This window comes from Flavobacterium sp. P3_A6 (assembly GCF_056403035.1).
In genome coordinates this window covers 68,512-89,226 of sequence record NZ_JBFUGG010000002.1, presented here as the reverse complement: position 1 = coordinate 89,226, position 20,715 = coordinate 68,512, and the positions used below count along the sequence as shown (strand labels likewise).

Here is a 20,715-nt window from a genome sequence, read left to right as displayed (position 1 = left end):
AAACCCTTCCATTAGATTAATAAAAATTAAAATTATTTTTTTGATATTTTTTCTGCCATCAAAAGCGCGTTATAGGCATTTACCATTTTGGCCGATTTTGATGTTTTATCAGACTTAACATTTATATCTTGATTTTCACCCAAAACTACATCATCTGGAAGCGGTGTCCCTGAATCCATCAAGATTTGTTTTACTTGCTTAGCTGATAATTTTGGGTAATATGAACGAATCAACGCTGCAACTCCGGCAGCATTTGGCGAAGCCATTGAAGTCCCCTGCAAATATTTGTATTTATTATTTGGAATTGTTGCATAAATTTCGTCACCCGGAGCAAAAACGTCTACATTGAAAGTTCCGTAATTTGAAAATGGAGCGATTACATTACTTCCATATTGATTATTCAAAGCACCTACAGTCAGTACATTTGAAGCAAATTCTTTTATATTGTCCTGTGAGTCATTTGGAAAATTGGCATTTTCGGGCAAATCAATATTATCTCCGTCATTTCCAGCCGCATGAACAAATAATACATCTTTCTTTTCGGCATATTTTATAGCATCAAAAACCCATTGCTTATGCGGAGAATAACTTTTTCCAAAACTGCCATTAATAACTTTGGCACCATTATCAACTGCATAACGAATCGCTAATGCAATGTCTTTATCATATTCATCTCCGTCTGGAACAGCTCTTACAGTCATAATCTCTACATTATTAGCAACTCCGTCTCCACCAATATTATTACCTCTTACTTGTGCAATAATTCCTGCTACGTGAGTTCCGTGAAGTGCTTCTTCTTTGTCTGGCCCATAAACGGTATTGTTACCGTATTTGGTGTTTTTGATATCTTCAGGATTATCACCAACCACTTTTCTGCCATCAAACTCTTTGTTCAGATTATATTTCAATTGCCCGTCAACATAATCACTGTACTCTTTAATTTCATCTCTAAAAGTTGGTCCAGCATTGGTTAAAATACGGCTCATGATCATTTTGCTTTTGGTCAAATCGGGATCTGTAGTTACGATTCCGTTTAAATCTTCAATAGTATAATTCTCTTTGCCTAAATATGTTTGAATAGCTTTATCTGAACCCGTCAAAAAATCAACTTGTTTTTTGTCTTTTAAAGCTTTGTTGTTTTTTTCATCATAAGCTGCCAAAGCGCTTTTGTAAGTTGCCGACCCATCATCTCCTTTTTTTGCGATTCGAGTCATTTCAAGGGTTTCATGCACTGCATTTCCTAAGAAATTCCAGCCATGAATATCATCTATAAAACCGTTTTTATCATCGTCAATTCCGTTCCCGGCAATTTCTTTTTTATTGGTCCAAACAACTGATTTCAAATCTTCATGGTCAATATCTACACCAGAATCTACAATTCCAACAATTACTTTGACCCCTTTTTTGCCTTTTAACAATTCGGCATAGGCTTTATCCACACTCATTCCAGGGACACTGTCTTTGGCTAAATCCAAATGTGACCATCTTTGCAGTTCATGTTCGCTTAATTTTCCTTTTTTTCCAGTATAAGTGACTGCCGTTTGTGCATTTGCCGAAAGGCATACAGACAAAGCTGTTAATAATGTTAATGAAGTTAAGTTTATTCTTTTCATCTGTACGTAGTTTTTCGGTATTAGTAATCAACTTCAAAAATAGTGGAAGTAAATTAAAAATTACGCAATCATTAACKGTTTTTTATGATAAAATGCGTTTAGAAATAAATTTTGTTATAAAATTAGAAAGGAAGAATTATTACTAAAAAAAAGCGACGCTTATTTTGGAATAGTAATCTTTCGAATAATTCTTTAAAAAAACTAAAAACCAGTTAAATATAAAAAAACCAAAGAGTATGACTTCAATGATATGGAGAATTGGTCTGTTTTCAATCCTTAGCATTGTAATTACCCAAATGAACTAAAAAATATCTTACAATCCATCTATAAACAAATCTTAAAATAGAGTGGTTTTTCCTAGCAATATATTACTAGAAAAGTAATATTAATTGTAATATTGTATAATACAAAAAACTGTTACCCATTTATGGAAAGAAACCTAATCTTCTTGTTTTTAGCAAATTTATCTGCTAATAGACAAATTCCAAATATTTCCATATCAGTTCCTGAAAGTTTATACTTACTTATTGTCATTTTTGAAAAATGATGCCAATACCTAATACTCTAATTTGAAAAAATATCATTTAAGCAGTTACTGAGCATACACCCCACCCCCACTTTATGAAATACTTAAAAAACGGATTTTAAATAAAACATACTAGTAAACAACCCAAATCTTTATTTTATGAAAAAAACTTTACTATTACTTCTGACAATACTTTCCTGTTTACAAATAAATGCACAATGCTGGAAAACAGTAACTGCCGGATATAGTTATACTGTAGCCACACAAACAGATAATAGCTTGTGGAGCTGGGGAGAAAACAAAAGTGGACAATTAGGAGATGGCACCCTTATAAATAACTATACGCCAAAAAAAATCGGAACAGCTACTGATTGGAAAATAGTAGTTACCGGAACGAATCATACGGTTGCACTAAAAAACGATGGTACTTTGTGGGCCTGGGGCAGCAACAAGGAAGGGCAATTGGGAGATGGTACCTCCACAAATAAAAGTATTCCTACACAAATAGGAACTGCTACTAATTGGCAGACAGTAGCAGCAGGAAATCAATATACAATGGCCTTAAAGAACGATGGAACTTTATGGGCTTGGGGAGATAATTATTTTGGAGAATTGGGCACCGGTAACAGTTCGGACAGCAGCATTCCTAAACAAGTTGGAACAGCTACAGATTGGAAATCGATAACTGTAGGTTATTTTCATACAATTGCATTAAAAACAGATGGCACTTTATGGACGTGGGGAGGAAATGATGATGGACAATTAGGTGATGGTACTACTTCTAAAAGTAATTCTCCAAAAAAAATAGGAACAGCAACTGATTGGAAAATTATATGTGGAGGAGGCAGTCATACACTTGCTATAAAAACAGACGGATCTCTATGGGCTTGGGGAAAAAATAAATATGGAGAGTTAGGAAACGGCACAACTACGGATAGCTATGTTCCGACAAAAATAGGAACGTCCACGGATTGGAAAAGTTTAGGAGCGGCGGGCGATCATACAATTGCTATAAAAACAGATGGCTCTTTATGGAACTGGGGATATAATTCGCATAACGAATTAGGAAATGGTACAACCCTAAACAGCCTTATACCAATACAAATAGGAGCTTCAAAAAATTGGCAAGATGTCGCCGCAGGCTGGTATTACACAGCTGCTGTAAGTTCTGATGGCGTTATGTGGACTTTCGGAGATAATGCTGATGGGCAATTAGGTGATGGTACAAATGTTAATAAAAATGTACCGATAACAGTTGTGTGCCCATCTTCATTTACAATGACAACATCTCAAGCCAATATAACCTGTTTTGGCGATAAAAATGGTTCAGCTTCGGTAACATCTGTTTCAGGTGGTACAACTCCATATTCTTATCTTTGGTCTAATGGAGCAAAGACAGAAAAAATTACTGGATTGTCTGCAGGAACTTATTCTTGCACTGTGACAGATGCCTCTTCGTTATCAATCACTAAGAGTTTTGTCATTACAGAGCCAAGTCCTCTTTTTGCCACAACAACAATTACAAATACCGATTGTAATGGGGACAATAACGGAATTATAACCATTATAGCTAATGGAGGAACGACACCCTACCAATATGCAATTTCTAATATGGTTTTTCAATCTTCAAATATATTTACTAATTTATCAGCAGGAGTTTATGAACTATACGTAAAGGACAACAATGGCTGTATCGTATTAAATATTGTAACTGTTACCGCTGCCAATACACCTCCACCAACTGCAACTGGACAAACATTCAATACTGGCGCAGCAGTTACTAATTTACAAGCAACCGGATCTAATGTTAAATGGTATAATAACATTACAGGAGGAAATTCTTTGTCTTTATTGACCGCACTACAAACAGGTAAATATTATGTTTCGCAAACAATCAACGGATGTGAGAGTTCAAGAACAGTTGTCGATGTAACAGTTACAAGTCTAATACCAACATACGTCCCTTCCAATGGTTTGATTGCTTATTACCCTTTTACGGGAAATGCAAATGATGTTAGCGGAAACGGATATAATGGCACCGTAACCGGAGCTGTCTTGATCACAGATAAAGCAGGAAATCCAAATAGCGCTTATAGTTTTGATGGGATATTAAGTTATATTGATGCAACTATAGCCACCATTCCCCAAAATAATTCTCCTAGAACAATTTCAGGTTGGTTCAAAACAAATTCTCCTAATTACACGGAAAGCAACTATAGCACTATATTTAATTACGGTAATTTATCAACAAATCAAAGATTTGCACTTAGTCTTTACTCCAAAGGTTATCTTGATTTTATAAGCTCGTCTAATTTTTCCAACAATGATCTTGGAATACAAAATAATTATTTAGACAATACTTGGCATTTCATCACTATAACCTATGATGGCACAAAGGTTTCATTGTTTATTGATGGAAATTATGTTGATGGGAAAAATATAACCTTAAACACAATTAATAAAAATTTCAGAATAGGAAAACGAATTGACGGAGACACTAATAATGAATATTTTAAAGGTTCAATAGATGATGTAGGAATTTGGAATCGTGTCCTAACTCCTGAAGAAATCACCAAACTGTACAATTCTCAAAATGACGCTAATTTATATACATTAATCCCTGATGTAAACTTTGAAAAAAAATTAATAGCGCTAGGAATTGACTCCGGAGCGGCTGATGGAAAAGTGTTGACCAGCAACATTGACAAATTGACTACATTGGATGTTTCATATAGCTCAATTACAAGCTTAACTGGTATTGAGTATTTTATAAATTTGGAAACATTAAATTGTGATTTTAATAAATTAGCAACTTTAGATGTTTCTAAAAATCTTAATTTAAAGAAAATAGACTGTAACTATAATCAAATAACGACTCTTGATATTTACAAAAATCTGAATTTAAAACATTTAGGCAGTTTCTCAAATAAATTAACAACTCTTGATGTGACAAAAAACATTCCATTAATTGAATTGGATTGTGGCAATAATCAGTTAACAGCATTAGATATATCAAAAAATGTAAACTTAGGTCTTCTTCGTTGCCCTGACAATCAATTAGAAACTCTAGATGTATCTACAAATGTGGCTTTAGACACTTTAGTCAGTTATTCAAATAAATTATCTAGATTAGACATTTCTAAAAATATTATTTTGAAAGAAATTAATTGTTCAAGCAATAAATTAATATCTCTTAATTTAAAAAATGGAAATAATTTAAATTTTGTAAATCGGAAATTGTTTTTTACAGGCAACCCAAATTTAAATTGTATACTGGTTGATGATAAAACTTATTCTGATAAGAATTGGGCTAATTCTAAGGATGTTTCGGCAACTTATAATACAGACTGTACACAATATACTTTAATTCCCGATTCAAATTTTGAACAAAAACTAATTGATTTGGGAATTGACACTGATGGTCTAAACGGAAAAATTACCGCCACAAACATAAGTACAATTACCTCCTTAAATCTTTCAAACAGTAACATTAAAGATTTAACCGGAATTGAAATTTTTACTGCATTAAAAATTTTAGACTGCAGCAACAATCAGCTTGTCACTTTAGATCTTTCTAAAAATACCAATCTTCAAATTCTTTATGTTACAGGCAATCCACTTGTATATTTAAATTTGAAAAACGGAAACAACCAAAACCTTATTGTGGCATCAGTAACAAGTAAAAAAGCAAGTAACATTCCAGGAACTTCCTTTTTAGGAATTACCACTTTGGGCTGTGTAAAAGTTGATAGCACCACATACTCTAACGCGAATTGGTCTAAAATTAAAGAAACTACCACTGTCTATTCTGAGACTTGCACTTTAGGACTGGAAGATTCTGAATTTAGCAAAGCTATTGTCTATCCAAATCCTACAAAAGGGGAGATAAACATTCTAAACATTGCCTTAGAAAAAGCTACAGTTTATAATTCATTAGGACAATTAGTAAAAACATTTAATTTGGATTCTGCCAATACAAACAATACTATTAGTTTATCCGGTCTTCCAAAAGGAGTTTACTATATCTATCTAATTAATCAGGATGCCGCTTCCGCTAAAAAAGTTATAGTCGAATAATTATATTCCGTGTTAACAAAAAAACCTCATTTTCAAACTGATGAAAATGAGGTTTTTTTATGTTTTTAAAAAATATCCGAACAATTAAACCGCTCTTTCAATCGCACTCCTTTCTCCGTATGCTCAACGGTAATAATCTCGTTATGCGCATCATGTTCAAGAAATAAATAATAATTTTGATTTGCTGCCGCATTCAAAAATTTAGATTTTTCAGGCATGGTCAGCAACGGCCGTGTATCATACCCCATTACATAAGGCAAAGGCAGATGTCCTGCTGTTGGAATTAAGTCGGCACAAAAAACAATCATTTTATCCTGATACTGAATATGTGGAATCATCATTTTTTCGGTATGACCATCAACATAAAAAATTCCAAATCCCAATTCATTTGAAATGCAAAAATCGCCTTCTTGTTTAGCGATAAAATGCAACTGCCCGCTTTCCTGCATTGGTAAAATGTTCTCTGATAAAAAAGAGGCTTTCTCTCTAGCATTGGGCTTTGTGGCCCATTCCCAATGATTTTCATTTGTCCAGAATTTTGCATTTTTGAAAGCAGGTTCATAACCAGTTTTGTCTTTATTCCATTGAATGCTTCCTCCACAGTGGTCAAAATGCAAATGCGTCATAAAAACATCAGTAATGTCATCGCGATGAAAACCGTATTGAGCCAAAGATTTGTCCATAGAATGAGTTCCCCAAAGCGAGTAATAGCCAAAAAACTTATCGGATTGTTTGTTCCCCATTCCGGTGTCAATCAAAATCAATCGGCTACCGTCTTCAATTAACAAACAGCGCGCAGCAATATCAATTAAATTATTTTCGTCGGCAGGATTGGTTTTGTTCCAAATCGTTTTAGGAACCACACCAAACATTGCTCCGCCGTCTAGCTTAAAATTGCCCGTTTCTATTGGATAAAGTTTCATAGTGCTTAGAATTGAATTTATGCCCAAATGTATGCGATTCAAGAATAATCTAAAACTATTTTTGAAACGAATTCAAAAATCAAACCAATAAAAAAGCCTGAATCCTTTTTTGAATTCAGGCCTAATTTAATTTTTAATGACCGAGAACAGCTTTTTTAATTTTAAATTGTCTTCAAACTGAAAAGGTTTCGTTTTAATCAATTCATTGATATCCTTAATTCTTTCCGTTGTAACTGGATGTGAGCTTAAAAATTCTGGGATTGTTACAACTTCTTCATCTTGCAATCTTTTAAATAAATTAGACATCCCTTTTGGATTTATTTTATTTAAAGCAACAATCTCAAAGCCTTCCACATCTGCTTCATGTTCAAAATTTCTGGAATAAGACAGCGATTGCAAATTGTTTACGTTATCTCCAATTGTTGCCATAATCCCATTCGCATCTCCTAAAACAGCAGATACAAATATATAGCCCGACAAATTTCTGCACACCATTTTCATTGAATGCCGATGATTCACATGAGCTACTTCATGACCTATTAATCCAACTAATTCGTCATAGTTTTTCATGGTATTAAGTATCCCCGAAAAAACAACAATATTCCCGTCTGGAAGTGCATAAGCATTCACAATTGGGGAATCTACAACCGTGAATTTTAATTTTTTTGTGTTTTTTAAATTAAGCTCTTTTGCAAATAAATTCAATGCTTTTGTTTTTTCGGCATCAACATCGCTAAACAGCATATTTTGTTCAAAAAAAGTTGTCCCCAAATGAGAATCATAATCTTCTGGAATAATTATCACCGCTTTTTCTGCTATCCAGGGAATGGCAAAAAAATAGCCTAATCCAATAATCGCAAAGATAAAAACAGTAAAAAAGATATGGGCTTTGATTCCCATATCCATTAATTTATGATACCAACTCAGATTTTTTTTCTTTTTTCTAAAATCTTGAAGTCTCGCTGTAAAATCACTGTCATTAATTTTGATGTTTTGAATAGGATCATTCCCATATTCAATGTACATATTCTTTGATTTTACTTGAAAATCAATTGCATTCAAATTCCAAAAATGCTGCTGATTATTGTCCGTTTCAAAAACAAGAACATTCTTCTCAATGTCAAGAATTAATTCAATATCTTTCGGAATAGCCGATTCTCCATCAAAGAAAACCGCATTAATTTTTTCTTTCATCCTATTACATCACAAAATCCATGTCGAGGAAATCTCCAATATCTTCTCCAGTAGCATCTTTATAGTTCTCTTCCGTTTGCAGTAATGAGTTCAAATCGATATTTCCTTCCATTTCAATATTCTCAAAAATATATTTCATTGTTCTTGTAACAACCCATGCATATCCGATGCCGAGCGTACCAATGATTATTAATATATTTACAATAGCCAATTTAAAAAAACCGCCACCAGTAACCGTTGAATTTAAGGCGATTTCTTTATCCCCTTTATTCATGCTTAAATTATTAATGTAATATTCAAAAAGTTCTTGCTGCCACCAAAAAGCATATATCCCTAAAGTAAATACTGTCAATAAATAGCCTTTCAGATTTAACATAAAATAATCTCCACCATCACCATCACTGTTAAATTCAACATCGCCAAATCGGATATTCCCTAATATATAATTTCTCATATTAATAGACATCCAAGAGCCATATATTCCAAAAGTACAAATAGTGAAAAACAGCCATTTAAAAAAATTTATACTAAACTCTTTACGGTCTCCTCTATATCCAAAACGGATACCTCTCCAGGAGGTTCTGGACATTCGGTATCTGTAAGAGCCATGGATTGCAAACGGCAATAGCGCCAAAATACTTAAATAAAGTACACCAAGTCCCAAAAATGGTAATTTAAGGTAGATTAACAAAAAAAACAAAGAATAGATAATTGCAATAATAAGTATTACTTTTATAAAACCTTTAAACATTTCCTTTCCCGTTCCATGAAATGAAAAGGAATCGCCATTCAAAGAAGTTTCACCGTATAAAAACTGTAGTTTTCTTGCTTTGGCCCATGGGTAATAAAACCCTAAAGTAAGAACTGTCAATAGCCAATTGACAATAATAACGCTAAAAAATTCACTTCCTTTTCCATTAAATTCAAGCTGGTAGTTTGTTGGGGTCTTTAATGTTTCTTCCATAATTATTTAATACTATTTAGTTTGTTAATAGGTTATAAATATATCATTTTAATCATTAATTCTAGTCATTATATAACAAATATCTATTTTCTTATTAGTTATATAAATGTTATCAGTCATGGAAAAAAGCATTTTATGTAGTATCTTTGCAGTTAATTTAGACGAAATAAAGATTAGGGTGTAAAGAAGCTTTCAAAAGCTGGGTTCTTTTTATAAAACTCACTTTAAGTTATTTACTTCTAAAAAACATAAAAAAAATTAAGATGATACAAGTTTCTGATACTGCCAAAAAGAAAATTATCGATCTTATGAAAGACGATGGTTTTGATGCTGCTGTAGACTACGTGAGAGTAGGCGTGAAAAGTGGCGGATGCTCTGGTTTGTCATATGATTTGAAATTTGACAAAACCAAAGGCGAAGACGATAAAATATTTGTTGACAACGACATCAGTATCGCTGTCGAAAAAAAATCATTCCTCTATTTAGCCGGAACGATACTGGAATTTTCCGGAGGATTAAACGGAAAAGGTTTCGTTTTTAACAATCCGAATGCCAACAGAACCTGTGGCTGCGGGGAATCATTTTCACTTTAAAAAATCAAATGATTGAAAATTTTAAAGATTTAAAGATTACGGAAGTTTTTTAATATTTAAATCCCTCAATTTTTAAATCTTTCAATACAATAAAAAATGTCAAAATACACCGAAGACGATTTAAAAATCGAATTAGAAACCAAAGAATATGAGTACGGATTCTATACTGAATTAGAATCTGAAACTTTTCCTATTGGTTTAAATGAAGATATTGTTCGCGCTATTTCTCAAAAGAAAGACGAACCACAATGGATGACCGACTGGCGCATTGAGGCTTTCCGCGCTTGGGAAGAAATGATTGAGCCAGAATGGGCAAACGTTAAGTATCAAAAACCGGACTTTCAAGCCATTTCTTATTACTCAGCACCAAAAAAAGCAGATCCAAACAAAACATTGGACGACGTTGATCCTGAACTTTTAGAAATGTACAAAAAGTTAGGTATCTCTATTGATGAGCAAAAAAAGATGAATAACGTTGCTATGGATATCGTAGTTGACTCTGTTTCGGTAGCTACAACATTCAAAAAAACATTAGGTGAAAAAGGAATTATCTTTATGAGCATTTCCGAAGCCATCAAAGAACACCCTGAATTAGTTCGTAAATATCTTGGTACTGTTGTTCCTCAAAGAGACAACTTTTATGCAGCCTTGAATTCGGCTGTATTCTCAGACGGATCTTTCTGTTATATCCCAAAAGGAGTTCGTTGCCCAATGGAACTGTCTACTTATTTTAGAATCAATCAAGCAGGAACAGGACAATTCGAAAGAACCCTATTAGTGGCTGACGAAGGCAGTTATGTTTCTTACTTAGAAGGATGTACTGCTCCAACCCGCGACGAAAACCAATTGCATGCCGCAGTTGTAGAATTGATTGCCTTGGACGATGCCGAAATAAAATATTCAACAGTTCAAAACTGGTATCCAGGAAATAAAGAAGGTAAAGGCGGTGTTTTCAATTTTGTGACCAAAAGAGGATTCTGCGAGAAAAATGCCAAAATCTCTTGGACTCAAGTAGAAACAGGATCAGCGATTACCTGGAAATATCCTTCTGTTATTTTAAAAGGAGATAACTCTATCGGAGAATTTTATTCTATTGCCGTTACCAATAATTACCAACAGGCCGATACTGGAACCAAGATGATTCATTTGGGCAAAAACACCAAATCAACTATTATCTCCAAAGGTATCTCTGCAGGAAAATCACAAAACAGCTATAGAGGTTTGGTTCAAATTGGAGCAAGAGCTGAAAACGCCCGAAATTTTTCGCAATGTGATTCGCTGTTAATGGGAAATCATTGTGGAGCGCATACTTTTCCATATATCGAAAGCAAAAACCCAACTGCCAAAGTGGAACATGAAGCTACAACGAGTAAAATTGGTGAAGATCAAGTTTTCTATTGCAACCAGCGCGGAATCCCAACCGAAAAAGCTATTGCGCTTATCGTAAACGGTTTCAGTAAAGACGTGTTGAACAAATTGCCAATGGAATTTGCCGTAGAAGCACAAAAATTATTGGAAATTTCACTTGAAGGTTCAGTAGGATAAAAATAAACAAAGTATAAAAACACATTCAAAAAATGTTATCAATAAAAAATCTACACGCCTCAATAGGCGACAAAGAAATATTAAAAGGAATAAACCTTGAAGTAAAAGCTGGAGAAGTCCATGCGATAATGGGACCTAACGGTGCCGGAAAAAGTACGCTTTCAGCTGTTGTTGCCGGAAACGAAAATTATGAAGTAACCGATGGTGAAATCTTTTTGGACGGCGAAGATCTTGCCGATCTTGCTCCAGAGGAAAGGGCCCACAAAGGTATTTTTCTTTCATTCCAATATCCAGTGGAAATCCCTGGAGTTTCAGTAACCAACTTTATGAGAACTGCTATAAACGAAACACGTAAAGCAAACGGCCAAGAAGAAATGCCTGCCAACGAAATGCTGAAAGTAATCCGCGAAAAATCAGAATTGTTGGAAATTGACAGAAAATTTCTTTCTCGTTCCCTTAACGAAGGTTTCTCTGGTGGTGAGAAAAAAAGAAATGAAATTTTTCAAATGGCGATGTTGGATCCAAAACTGGCTATCCTTGACGAAACCGATTCTGGTCTTGACATCGATGCTTTAAGAATTGTTGCCAATGGCGTGAATAAATTGAAAAGCGATAAAAATGCTGTGATCGTAATTACTCACTACCAAAGATTATTGGATTATATTGTTCCAGATTTTGTTCACGTTCTTCACAACGGAAAAATTGTAAAATCAGGCGGAGCAGAATTAGCTCACGAACTGGAAGAAAAAGGATACGACTGGATTAAAGGAGATAATTAAGATGGAGCTAAAAGAAAAATTACTATCGTCTTTTATGGCTTTTGAAGAACGTATCGATGTTCATTCTGAACTTCACAACGTGCGGACAACCGCTATAAAAAACTTCGAAAATAAAGGTTTCCCGACTAAAAAAGAAGAAAGTTGGAAATACACTTCGCTAAACGCTATCCTGAAAAATGATTTTAGCGTTTTTCCAAAAACAGAAAATGCCATCCACTATAATGATGTAAAAAAATACTTTTTACACGAAATAGATAGCTACAAAGTAGTTTTTGTAGACGGTGTTTTTAGTTCCCATTTATCTTCAACTACTCACGACAGTATTGATGTTTGCTTAATGTCATCAGCGTTAAACAAACCAAAATACAAAATGATTATTGATACTTATTTCAATAAGATAGCCAGTAAAGAAGAAAGTTTGACTTCCTTGAATACAGCTTTCGCCAATGAAGGAGCCTACATCAACATCCCTAAAAGCAAAGTTGCCGACAAACCTATAGAAATCATGTATTTCTCTACAGGAAGCGAAACAGCACTTTTGGTTCAGCCTAGAAACTTGGTTATCGTTGGTGAAAATTCACACGTACAAATCATAGAACGTCATCAAAGCTTGAACGAAAATCCGGTTTTAACCAATTCGGTTACCGAAATTTTTGCCCAAAAAAGAGCCATTGTGGATTATTACAAAATTCAAAATGATAATCTGGAGGCCAATTTAATTGACAATACGTATGTTTCCCAAAAACAGGAAAGCCACGTTTCGGTACACACTTTCTCTTTCGGAGGAAACTTAACCAGAAACAATTTGAACTTTTACCATTTTGGAGAACGTTTGACGAGTACATTAAACGGAATCACAATTATTGGCGAAAGTCAGCACGTTGATCATTATACATTGGTAAACCACGCGACACCAAATTGCGAAAGTTTCCAAGATTACAAAGGAATTTTCAACGACCGCTCCACAGGTGTTTTTAACGGAAAAGTATATGTGGAAAGAGAAGCCCAAAAAACAAATGCTTTTCAAAAAAGCAACAACATTGTATTAAGCGACAAAGCAACTATTAACGCCAAACCGCAATTGGAAATCTTTGCCGATGACGTAAAATGTTCCCACGGCTGTACTGTTGGCCAACTGGACGAAACCGCTATGTTCTACATGCAACAGCGCGGAATCCCGAAAAAGGAAGCCAAAGCATTATTGATGTACGCTTTCTCGAATGCCGTAATCGAAAACATCAAAATACCTGAATTGAAACAACGAATCACCAAAATTATCGCTAATAAATTGGGCGTTAAAATAGGGTTTGATTTATAATTTTTAACCACAAGGTTCACAAAGATTTACGCAAAGAGCGCCAAAGTATAAATATATTATACCTTGCGCTCTTTGCGGTTTTTTCCCTTATATCCTTTGCGGTTAATTTTTTTTCACACTCCCCACAATTTCCTTCAGCAACCCATTAAAATCAAATTCTTCACTCAGCCCCATTCGCACAATTACTAAATCCTTTGACGGAATGATAAATACTTTCTGTCCCTGAAAACCATTAGCAGAATACAAATCTCGAGGTGCATCTGGATAATGTCCACCAGCATTTAGCCAAAAATGAGCGCCATAATCCCCTTTTGAACCACTGGTAGGAGTAGAAACATACTTTGCCCAACTGGTATCGAACAGCTGTTCTCCGTTCCAATTGCCATTATGCAAATACAATAATCCTAATTTGGACCAATCCCTTGTTGTCGCCCAACCATAAGATGAACCCACATAATTTCCAGCCATATCGGTTTCAATCACCATCGAATGCATCCCAATTTTATCAATCAATGCCGAATACCAAAAATCTAAGTATTCCTGATGTGTCTTGAACTGCTTCCGCAAAATTCCCGATAGTAAATTTGTTGTCCCCGATGAATAATTCCAATGTGTATTAGGTTTAAAAACGGCTGGCTTTAGCAATTGAGAACGAGACATATCTTCAGTCATAAAAAGCATTTGGGTGGCATCACAGATTCTGTCATAATACTCCTCCCACTTCAAACCCGAATTCATGTGGAGCAAATCATTGGTCGTAATGTTTTTTCGGTTGTCATTTTGCCATTCGGCAATGGGAGCGTGTTTGTAAATGTCAAATTTCTTTTGTTTTTGAAGTATTCCAAAAAGAGTTCCGGTAATGCTCTTAGTCATCGACCAGCCCAAAATAACACTGTTTTTTGTAAAACCATCCGCATATTTCTCGGCAATGATTTTGTCTTTGTAAATAACCAAAACCGAACGCGTTCTTTTATCATTATATCCTTTCGCATCAAATGCATTGGCAACAGCCAAATTCAATTTGGCATAATCCACATTGGTAAAAACCGTGTCTTTAGGTTCTGCATCTCCATAAGGAAAAGGAAGTTTACAGTTTAATTTTGTTCTTTTGGGAATTTCATACGGCTTGGTAACATCATAATTATCATCTATTAATGTAGCTCCCAAGCCATTTCTATAAATTGCTTTTCGCTTTTTTAAGCCAAAAACAGTTGCAGTTGCAAATTTCCCCGATTCATTTATTTCATTCTCAGCCCAACGGATAACCCCAAAATTATTATCATTCTTCTCTATATTTTCTTGCGAATGATTGGCCAAAAAATGGCCAGAAGCAATACTTTTGACCGAAAATCCAGAAATCAATTCTAGCTTGGAATATGTGATAAAGCCAAAATAAACAAAAAACAAAAGAACTAGAAAGATGCTTATTTTCAAATATTTTTTCATAGCGGAGATATTTACCCTAATTTAGTAAAAAAAAGAATACAAAAAAATAGCTGCTGATAAATTCCGTCTCATTTACATCAACAGTACTATTTTCTTCTGAACCGTTTTCACAATTATTCCCTATTGTTTCTTAGAAAACTAAATCAATTGTATTACTTTTGTATTTAGAAAAATTCTAAATAAAATATGTTAGATATTCAAAAAATAAGAGCCGACTTTCCCATTCTTTCGCAAAAAGTAAACGGAAAGCCTTTAGTATATTTCGATAACGGAGCCACTTCACAAAAACCGCAAGTGGTTATTGATGCGATTGAAAAGTATTATCAAGAAATAAATGCCAACATTCATAGAGGTGTTCACACCTTAAGCCAATTGGCAACCGATGCCTATGAGATTTCGCGCGCAAAAGTGCAAAATCACATTAATGCAAAATTCGTCCACGAAGTGCTTTTTACTTCGGGAACCACTTTTGGCATCAACTTAGTAGCCAATGGATTTGCATCGATTCTAAAACCGGGCGATGAAGTATTGGTTTCCTCATTAGAGCACCACAGCAATATTGTGCCCTGGCAGATGCTTTGTGAAAAAACAGGAGCCACACTCAAAGTAATTCCAATGGATGAAAACGGAGAATTGATTATGGCAGAATACGATAAACTGCTTTCTTCAAAAACCAAGATCGTAGCCGTAAACCATATTTCGAATGCTTTGGGAATAATCAATCCAATTAAGTATATGATTGATAAAGCGCACGAAGTTGGAGCTGTCATTTTAATAGACGGTGCTCAGGCAGTACCACATTTAAAACCGGATGTTCAGGCTTTAGATTGTGATTTCTACGTTTTTTCGGGACATAAAATGTGTGGACCAACAGGAACCGGAATTTTATACGGAAAAGAAGCTTGGCTAAATAAATTGCCTCCTTATCAAGGTGGTGGCGAAATGATTAAAGAAGTTACTTTCGAAAAAACCACCTACGCAGATTTACCTCATAAGTTTGAAGCGGGAACACCCAATATTGCGGGCGGAATTGTTCTAGGAACGGCAATTGATTATATGAACGAAATTGGTTTTGAAAATATTCAAAGACAAGAACTGGAATTATTGGAGTACGCCACAAAACGATTATCAGAAATTGAAGGACTGAGAATTTATGGCAATACCAAAACAAAAACTTCAGTAATCTCTTTTAATATTGACGGAATTCATCCGTATGACATTGGAACGATAATAGATAAATTGGGAATTGCAGTAAGAACAGGCCATCATTGCGCCCAGCCCATTATGAATTTCTTCTGTATTCCCGGAACGATAAGAGCTTCTTTTTCTTTCTATAATACCAAAGAAGAAATTGACTCATTAGTCGAAGCCGTAAAAAAAGCGCAAATGATGCTGTCTTAAAACCAAAACAATTATGAAAATTATATCACTCTTATTTTTGACGCTAATACTTGGAAAAAACTGCCAAAGCCAAAACAATATGGATTTGAGTACAGCAAAAATTGAGTACACTGCTAATTCAAGAGGATTATATAACAGCACTATTGTAGAAAACAAAACAGTATCCGTGAAGAAAACAAGAGACGGAGTGCCTGTTTCAAGTTCTCTCACCGATATCCAATGGAATGCTTTAATAAATGAATTTCAAAAAATAAATTTGGAAGAAATCCCGAGTTTGAAAGCTCCTACCCAAAAACGATTTCATGATGGTGCGGCAATGGCCAATTTGAAAATAACATACAAAGGGAAAACTTATGAAAGTCAAACTTTCGATAATGGATTTCCACCGGAAAAAATAAAGAACTTAGTAAATAGGATAGTATCCTTTTCAAAAGAAAAAGAATGACAATAAAAGAAATACAAAACGAAATCATAGATGAATTCGCAATGTTTGACGACTGGATGCAGCGTTATGAATACATTATCGAATTAGGCAAAAATCTTCCCTTAATCAAGGAGGAATTCAAAACAGATGACAATCTAATTAAAGGATGTCAGTCTAAAGTTTGGCTACAGGGAGAAAAAAACGACGATAAAATCGTCTTTACTGCCGATAGCGATGCCATTTTGACCAAAGGAATAATAGCCATTTTAATCCGTGCTTTTTCAAACCAAAAAGCCATTGACATATTAAACGCAGATACGGAATTTATTGATGAAATAGGTTTGAAAGAACATCTTTCACCAACAAGAGCCAATGGTTTGGTTTCGATGATAAAAAATATTAAAATGTATGCTTTGGCATTTGATGCTAAGAAATAATTTAAACATATAAGTTAATTCAATAAAAGGATAATTAATGAATATCATCAAATACTAGAAGATTAACTTTTTAGAACTTATATTTATTTATCAAAGACATTAATAAAAAATAACCTTCAATGTCTTATATGGTTTAAAAAATAAAAATTATGACAGAAGAAATAAACACCGCAGAATTAGGAGAATCAATCGTAAAAAAACTGAAAACTATTTACGATCCAGAGATTCCTGTAGATATTTACGAATTGGGATTGATATATGATGTAATGGTCAATACCGATTATGAAGTAAAAATATTGATGACGCTTACATCTCCAAACTGCCCAGTAGCGGAAAGTTTGCCAAGAGAAGTAGAAGAAAAAGTAAAATCAATCGAACACATAAAAGATGCTGAAGTTGAAATCACTTTTGATCCGCCTTGGAGCAAAGATTTGATGAGCGAAGAAGCAAAATTAGAATTAGGGATGCTTTAAAAATTAAGTCATAAAGTTGAAAGTTATAAAATCATAAAGTTGTGGCCTTATGACTTTCGACATTCGACTTTAAGACACAATTATGGAAGAAATAATCAATAAAGTAGCGAATAGTATTCTGGAAGTTTTCGATCTTGAAGACTATTATCCAACTGGAGTCCGCGCGCAAATTGATATTTCGCAGTGGCTTTATGATGGCTTTTTGTTAAAGGAAAAAGATTTTAGAGAACAGCTTAATAATCAGGATTGGTCCAAATACCAAGACCAATATGTTGCCGTTTCATGTGGCACAGATGCAATTATCCCGAAGTGGGCAATCATTTTGGTTACTATGCATTTGGCTCCTTATGCCAAGAAAATTGTAAATGGTTACTTGGAAGATTTAGATTCGGCTTTATACGAAGAATTGCTTCCTAAACTTGATTATACCGCTTATCAGGACAAACCGGTTATCATAAAAGGATGTTCCAGAAAACCGGTTCCAATGAGTGCTTATGTTTTGGCCGCGCAATGCCTACAGCCTTACGCCAGAAGCATAATGTATGGTGAAGCCTGTTCAGCTGTACCATTATATAAATCAGCCAAAAAATAAAACCCTTTTAAAACTAGAAAGACCTTTTAACATTCAATTGCTAAAAGGTCTTTTCTTTTTTTATTTATTATCTTCTTTTTCCTCTTTCTCCACTGCGTCTTTATAATCAGGATATAAAAATTTATTGTATGGAAAACGGGTAATGTGTATTTGCCGAACGGCTTCATAAACACGCTCCCTGAATTCTTCAAAATTTTCTTTTAGAGTAGCCGAAATAAACAAAGCATTTTGTTCTCCTAAACGGTGCATCCAAGTATGTTTCCACTCTTCTAGCGTAAAATGTCTTGGAGTCTTCTCCGTCATTAAATCATCTTCGTCTATCGTCAAATGTTTATAAGCATCAATTTTATTGAAAACCATAATAACCGGTTTATCATTCGCTTTAATATCCAGCAAAGTTTGATTTACCGACTCAATATGATCTTCAAATTCGGGATGTGAAATATCGACAATGTGCAATAACAAATCGGCTTCACGAACTTCATCCAATGTACTTTTGAACGAATCAACCAATTGAGTAGGTAATTTTCGAATAAACCCAACCGTATCCGATAACAAGAAAGGCAAGTTTTTAACAACCACTTTTCGAACGGTTGTATCTAATGTTGCAAAAAGTTTGTTTTCTACAAATACATCACTTTTCCCAACAGCATTCATCAAAGTCGATTTACCAACATTGGTGTATCCCACCAACGCAACCCGAACCATGGCGCCTCGATTGCTGCGCTGCACACCCATTTGCTTGTCGATGGTTTTAATCTTCTCTCTCAATAAAGCTATTCGATCACGGACGATACGCCTGTCGGTTTCAATCTCAGTTTCCCCAGGACCACGCATTCCGATACCACCTTTTTGACGTTCTAAGTGTGTCCACATTCCAGAAAGTCTCGGCAATAAATATTGGCATTGTGCTAATTCTACTTGAGTTCTTGCGTAAGAGGTTTCGGCTCTTTGTGCAAAAATATCTAGAATAAGATTAGTACGGTCGAGGATTTTACAATCAATTAATTTAGAAATATTTTTTTGCTGGGAAGGCGATAATTCATCGTCAAATATCAGAGTTGAAATATCGTTCTCTTTTACAAAAAGACAGATTTCCTCCAGCTTACCGGTTCCTACAAAAGTTTTAGGATTGGGGCGTTCCATTTTTTGCGAAAAACGCTTCACCACTTCACCTCCTGCGGTAAATGTCAAAAACTCCAATTCATCAAGATATTCATTAAGTTTCTCTTCGCTTTGATTTTGGGTAACAATACCAACAATGGCTGTTTTTTCGAAATTTATTGTTTCTTTTTCTAGCATGTCTTTAAATAAGAGTGCAAATTTAATGATTTGAAAGCTACAATCCTTTTAATGCCATTATAAAATAATCCTTAAAAAACTGAGTTTGATTATTTCTGCTTTCTTTTTTGGGATGATGGCAAAAAAGCAAAATATTTCCGTTTAGCCCCGATAGCAGTGAAAATCCTCATGTGCTGGGGTTCGGCACATGAGATTGTAACGAATAGCGGGACGATGTCGGCAAAAAAAGCCTAATCTTTCTGCTCCGAAAAACAGCAATCAAACTCAAGCCATTAGAATTCAAAAAAAATGCCCTTCATTTCTGAAAGGCATTTTTATATAAAAATGTGTTGAATATTATTTTTTGGACAGTTTGGATAACAATCTCAAAAATTCAATATACAGCCAAACTAGTGTAATTATCAATCCCATTGCGCCATACCATTCCATGTATTTAGGCATTTTTTGTTCTACTCCTTTTTCAATTCTGTCAAAATCTAAGAACAAATTTAACGCAGCAATTACAATCACAAATACACTAATACCTATACTCATCATAGAATTACCATAGTGCACTGGCACAAAACTTGTAAACATAGAGAACAGCCAAGAAAATAAATAATAGGTTGCAATAGCTAATGTCGCAGCTATAACAATTGATTTGAATTGCTCAGTAACTTTTACAATTTTATATTTATACAGCCCAAGACAAACTGCAAAAGTAACAAAAGTTGCCCCAACTGCTTGTGTGACAATTCCAGGGTACTGTGTTTCGAAAATGGCAGAAACACCGCCGATAAACAATCCTTCAAAAAGTGCATAACCGGGAGCCAAATAAGGAGAATATTCTGGTTTGAATGAAGCAATTACTACCAAAATTAATCCAACAATTCCTCCGCCAAACGCTGGCACTATTGGGTTTATTCCATTAAAAGTAGCCCACCAAATTACAGTTGCTGAAGCAATCAATAACAAAAAAAGAATTAAGCTTCTGTTGATAGTTCCAGACAAAGTCATGTCTTGATTTTCCTCAATACTGATTGCTTTAAACGTATCATCTTTTCTAGAAACAGCCGTTGAAAATGTTTTGTTATTTAAAAAAGGGTTATTCGAATTCATAATTTTCCAG

At 34.5% G+C, this 20,715-nt stretch carries 17 protein-coding genes; 10 read left to right on the top strand and 7 right to left on the bottom strand.

Translation table 11 applies throughout. From position 1 onward, the window contains the following. Nucleotides 1-32 precede the first annotated feature (32 nt). Nucleotides 33-1,613, bottom strand: coding sequence for a S8 family peptidase (locus AC1DVP_RS02310; protein ID WP_477181942.1), 1,581 nt, complete (start codon nucleotides 1,611-1,613; stop codon nucleotides 33-35). A gap of 685 nt (nucleotides 1,614-2,298) precedes the next feature. On the opposite strand from AC1DVP_RS02310, the gene AC1DVP_RS02305 reads away from it, so the two are divergent. Next, nucleotides 2,299-6,216, top strand: a complete 3,918-nt coding sequence (locus AC1DVP_RS02305; protein ID WP_477181941.1) for an RCC1 domain-containing protein — start codon at nucleotides 2,299-2,301, stop codon at nucleotides 6,214-6,216. Between the two features lie 65 nt (nucleotides 6,217-6,281). Here the strand turns inward: AC1DVP_RS02305 and AC1DVP_RS02300 are convergent, their stop codons facing one another. The 3 genes from AC1DVP_RS02300 to AC1DVP_RS02290 form a co-directional block, all read right to left on the bottom strand. Beyond that, nucleotides 6,282-7,139 (bottom strand): MBL fold metallo-hydrolase, encoded by an 858-nt coding sequence (locus AC1DVP_RS02300; RefSeq protein ID WP_477181940.1) that lies wholly within the window; start codon nucleotides 7,137-7,139, stop codon nucleotides 6,282-6,284. A gap of 126 nt (nucleotides 7,140-7,265) precedes the next feature. Further along, the gene (locus AC1DVP_RS02295) at nucleotides 7,266-8,333 is read right to left on the bottom strand and encodes a M48 family metallopeptidase (protein WP_477181939.1); all 1,068 of its coding nucleotides are present in this window, start codon (nucleotides 8,331-8,333) and stop codon (nucleotides 7,266-7,268) included. A gap of 4 nt (nucleotides 8,334-8,337) precedes the next feature. Next, nucleotides 8,338-9,297 carry a YjgN family protein gene (locus AC1DVP_RS02290; protein ID WP_477181938.1) on the bottom strand — a complete coding sequence of 320 codons (960 nt, stop codon included), beginning with the start codon at nucleotides 9,295-9,297 and terminating at the stop codon, nucleotides 8,338-8,340. A gap of 263 nt (nucleotides 9,298-9,560) precedes the next feature. Between AC1DVP_RS02290 and AC1DVP_RS02285 the strand changes: the two genes are divergently transcribed. From AC1DVP_RS02285 to sufD, 4 genes are all read left to right on the top strand, one after another. Beyond that, nucleotides 9,561-9,890: a HesB/IscA family protein gene (locus tag AC1DVP_RS02285; protein ID WP_477181937.1), complete on the top strand. Its 330-nt coding sequence runs from the start codon at nucleotides 9,561-9,563 to the stop codon at nucleotides 9,888-9,890. A 96-nt stretch (nucleotides 9,891-9,986) separates the two neighbouring features. Beyond that, a complete protein-coding gene (gene sufB / locus AC1DVP_RS02280; RefSeq protein WP_477181936.1) occupies nucleotides 9,987-11,435 on the top strand; it encodes a Fe-S cluster assembly protein SufB in 1,449 nt (482 codons plus the stop codon). A gap of 32 nt (nucleotides 11,436-11,467) precedes the next feature. Continuing rightward, nucleotides 11,468-12,214, top strand: coding sequence for a Fe-S cluster assembly ATPase SufC (sufC, locus tag AC1DVP_RS02275; protein ID WP_477181935.1), 747 nt, complete (start codon nucleotides 11,468-11,470; stop codon nucleotides 12,212-12,214). A 1-nt stretch (nucleotide 12,215) separates the two neighbouring features. After that, complete coding sequence (sufD, locus tag AC1DVP_RS02270; RefSeq protein WP_477181934.1) at nucleotides 12,216-13,532, top strand: Fe-S cluster assembly protein SufD; 1,317 nt, start codon at nucleotides 12,216-12,218, stop codon at nucleotides 13,530-13,532. 102 nt (nucleotides 13,533-13,634) lie between these two features. Here the strand turns inward: sufD and AC1DVP_RS02265 are convergent, their stop codons facing one another. Continuing rightward, complete coding sequence (locus tag AC1DVP_RS02265) at nucleotides 13,635-14,978, bottom strand: serine hydrolase domain-containing protein (RefSeq protein WP_477181933.1); 1,344 nt, start codon at nucleotides 14,976-14,978, stop codon at nucleotides 13,635-13,637. 186 nt (nucleotides 14,979-15,164) lie between these two features. Between AC1DVP_RS02265 and AC1DVP_RS02260 the strand changes: the two genes are divergently transcribed. The 5 genes from AC1DVP_RS02260 (at nucleotide 15,165) to AC1DVP_RS02240 (ending at nucleotide 18,305) form a co-directional block, all read left to right on the top strand. After that, nucleotides 15,165-16,379 carry an aminotransferase class V-fold PLP-dependent enzyme gene (locus AC1DVP_RS02260; protein ID WP_477181932.1) on the top strand — a complete coding sequence of 405 codons (1,215 nt, stop codon included), beginning with the start codon at nucleotides 15,165-15,167 and terminating at the stop codon, nucleotides 16,377-16,379. A 13-nt stretch (nucleotides 16,380-16,392) separates the two neighbouring features. Further along, a complete protein-coding gene (locus AC1DVP_RS02255; RefSeq protein ID WP_477181931.1) occupies nucleotides 16,393-16,824 on the top strand; it encodes a hypothetical protein in 432 nt (143 codons plus the stop codon). Further along, a complete protein-coding gene (locus tag AC1DVP_RS02250; RefSeq protein ID WP_477181930.1) occupies nucleotides 16,821-17,240 on the top strand; it encodes a SufE family protein in 420 nt (139 codons plus the stop codon). Before AC1DVP_RS02255 ends, AC1DVP_RS02250 begins: the two co-directional genes overlap by 4 nt. Before the next feature lie 149 nt (nucleotides 17,241-17,389). Next, entirely contained in the window at nucleotides 17,390-17,713 is a 324-nt protein-coding gene (locus AC1DVP_RS02245) for an SUF system Fe-S cluster assembly protein (RefSeq protein WP_077374862.1), read from the top strand. An 82-nt stretch (nucleotides 17,714-17,795) separates the two neighbouring features. After that, nucleotides 17,796-18,305, top strand: a complete 510-nt coding sequence (locus AC1DVP_RS02240) for a DUF2480 family protein (RefSeq protein WP_477181929.1) — start codon at nucleotides 17,796-17,798, stop codon at nucleotides 18,303-18,305. 60 nt (nucleotides 18,306-18,365) lie between these two features. On the opposite strand, the gene hflX is transcribed toward AC1DVP_RS02240, so the two are convergent. Both hflX and AC1DVP_RS02230 read right to left on the bottom strand, forming a co-directional pair. Then, the gene (gene hflX / locus AC1DVP_RS02235; protein ID WP_477181928.1) at nucleotides 18,366-19,607 is read right to left on the bottom strand and encodes a GTPase HflX; all 1,242 of its coding nucleotides are present in this window, start codon (nucleotides 19,605-19,607) and stop codon (nucleotides 18,366-18,368) included. Nucleotides 19,608-19,943: 336 nt separating this feature from the next. Continuing rightward, a complete protein-coding gene (locus tag AC1DVP_RS02230; RefSeq protein ID WP_477181927.1) occupies nucleotides 19,944-20,705 on the bottom strand; it encodes a Bax inhibitor-1/YccA family protein in 762 nt (253 codons plus the stop codon). Nucleotides 20,706-20,715 lie beyond the last annotated feature (10 nt).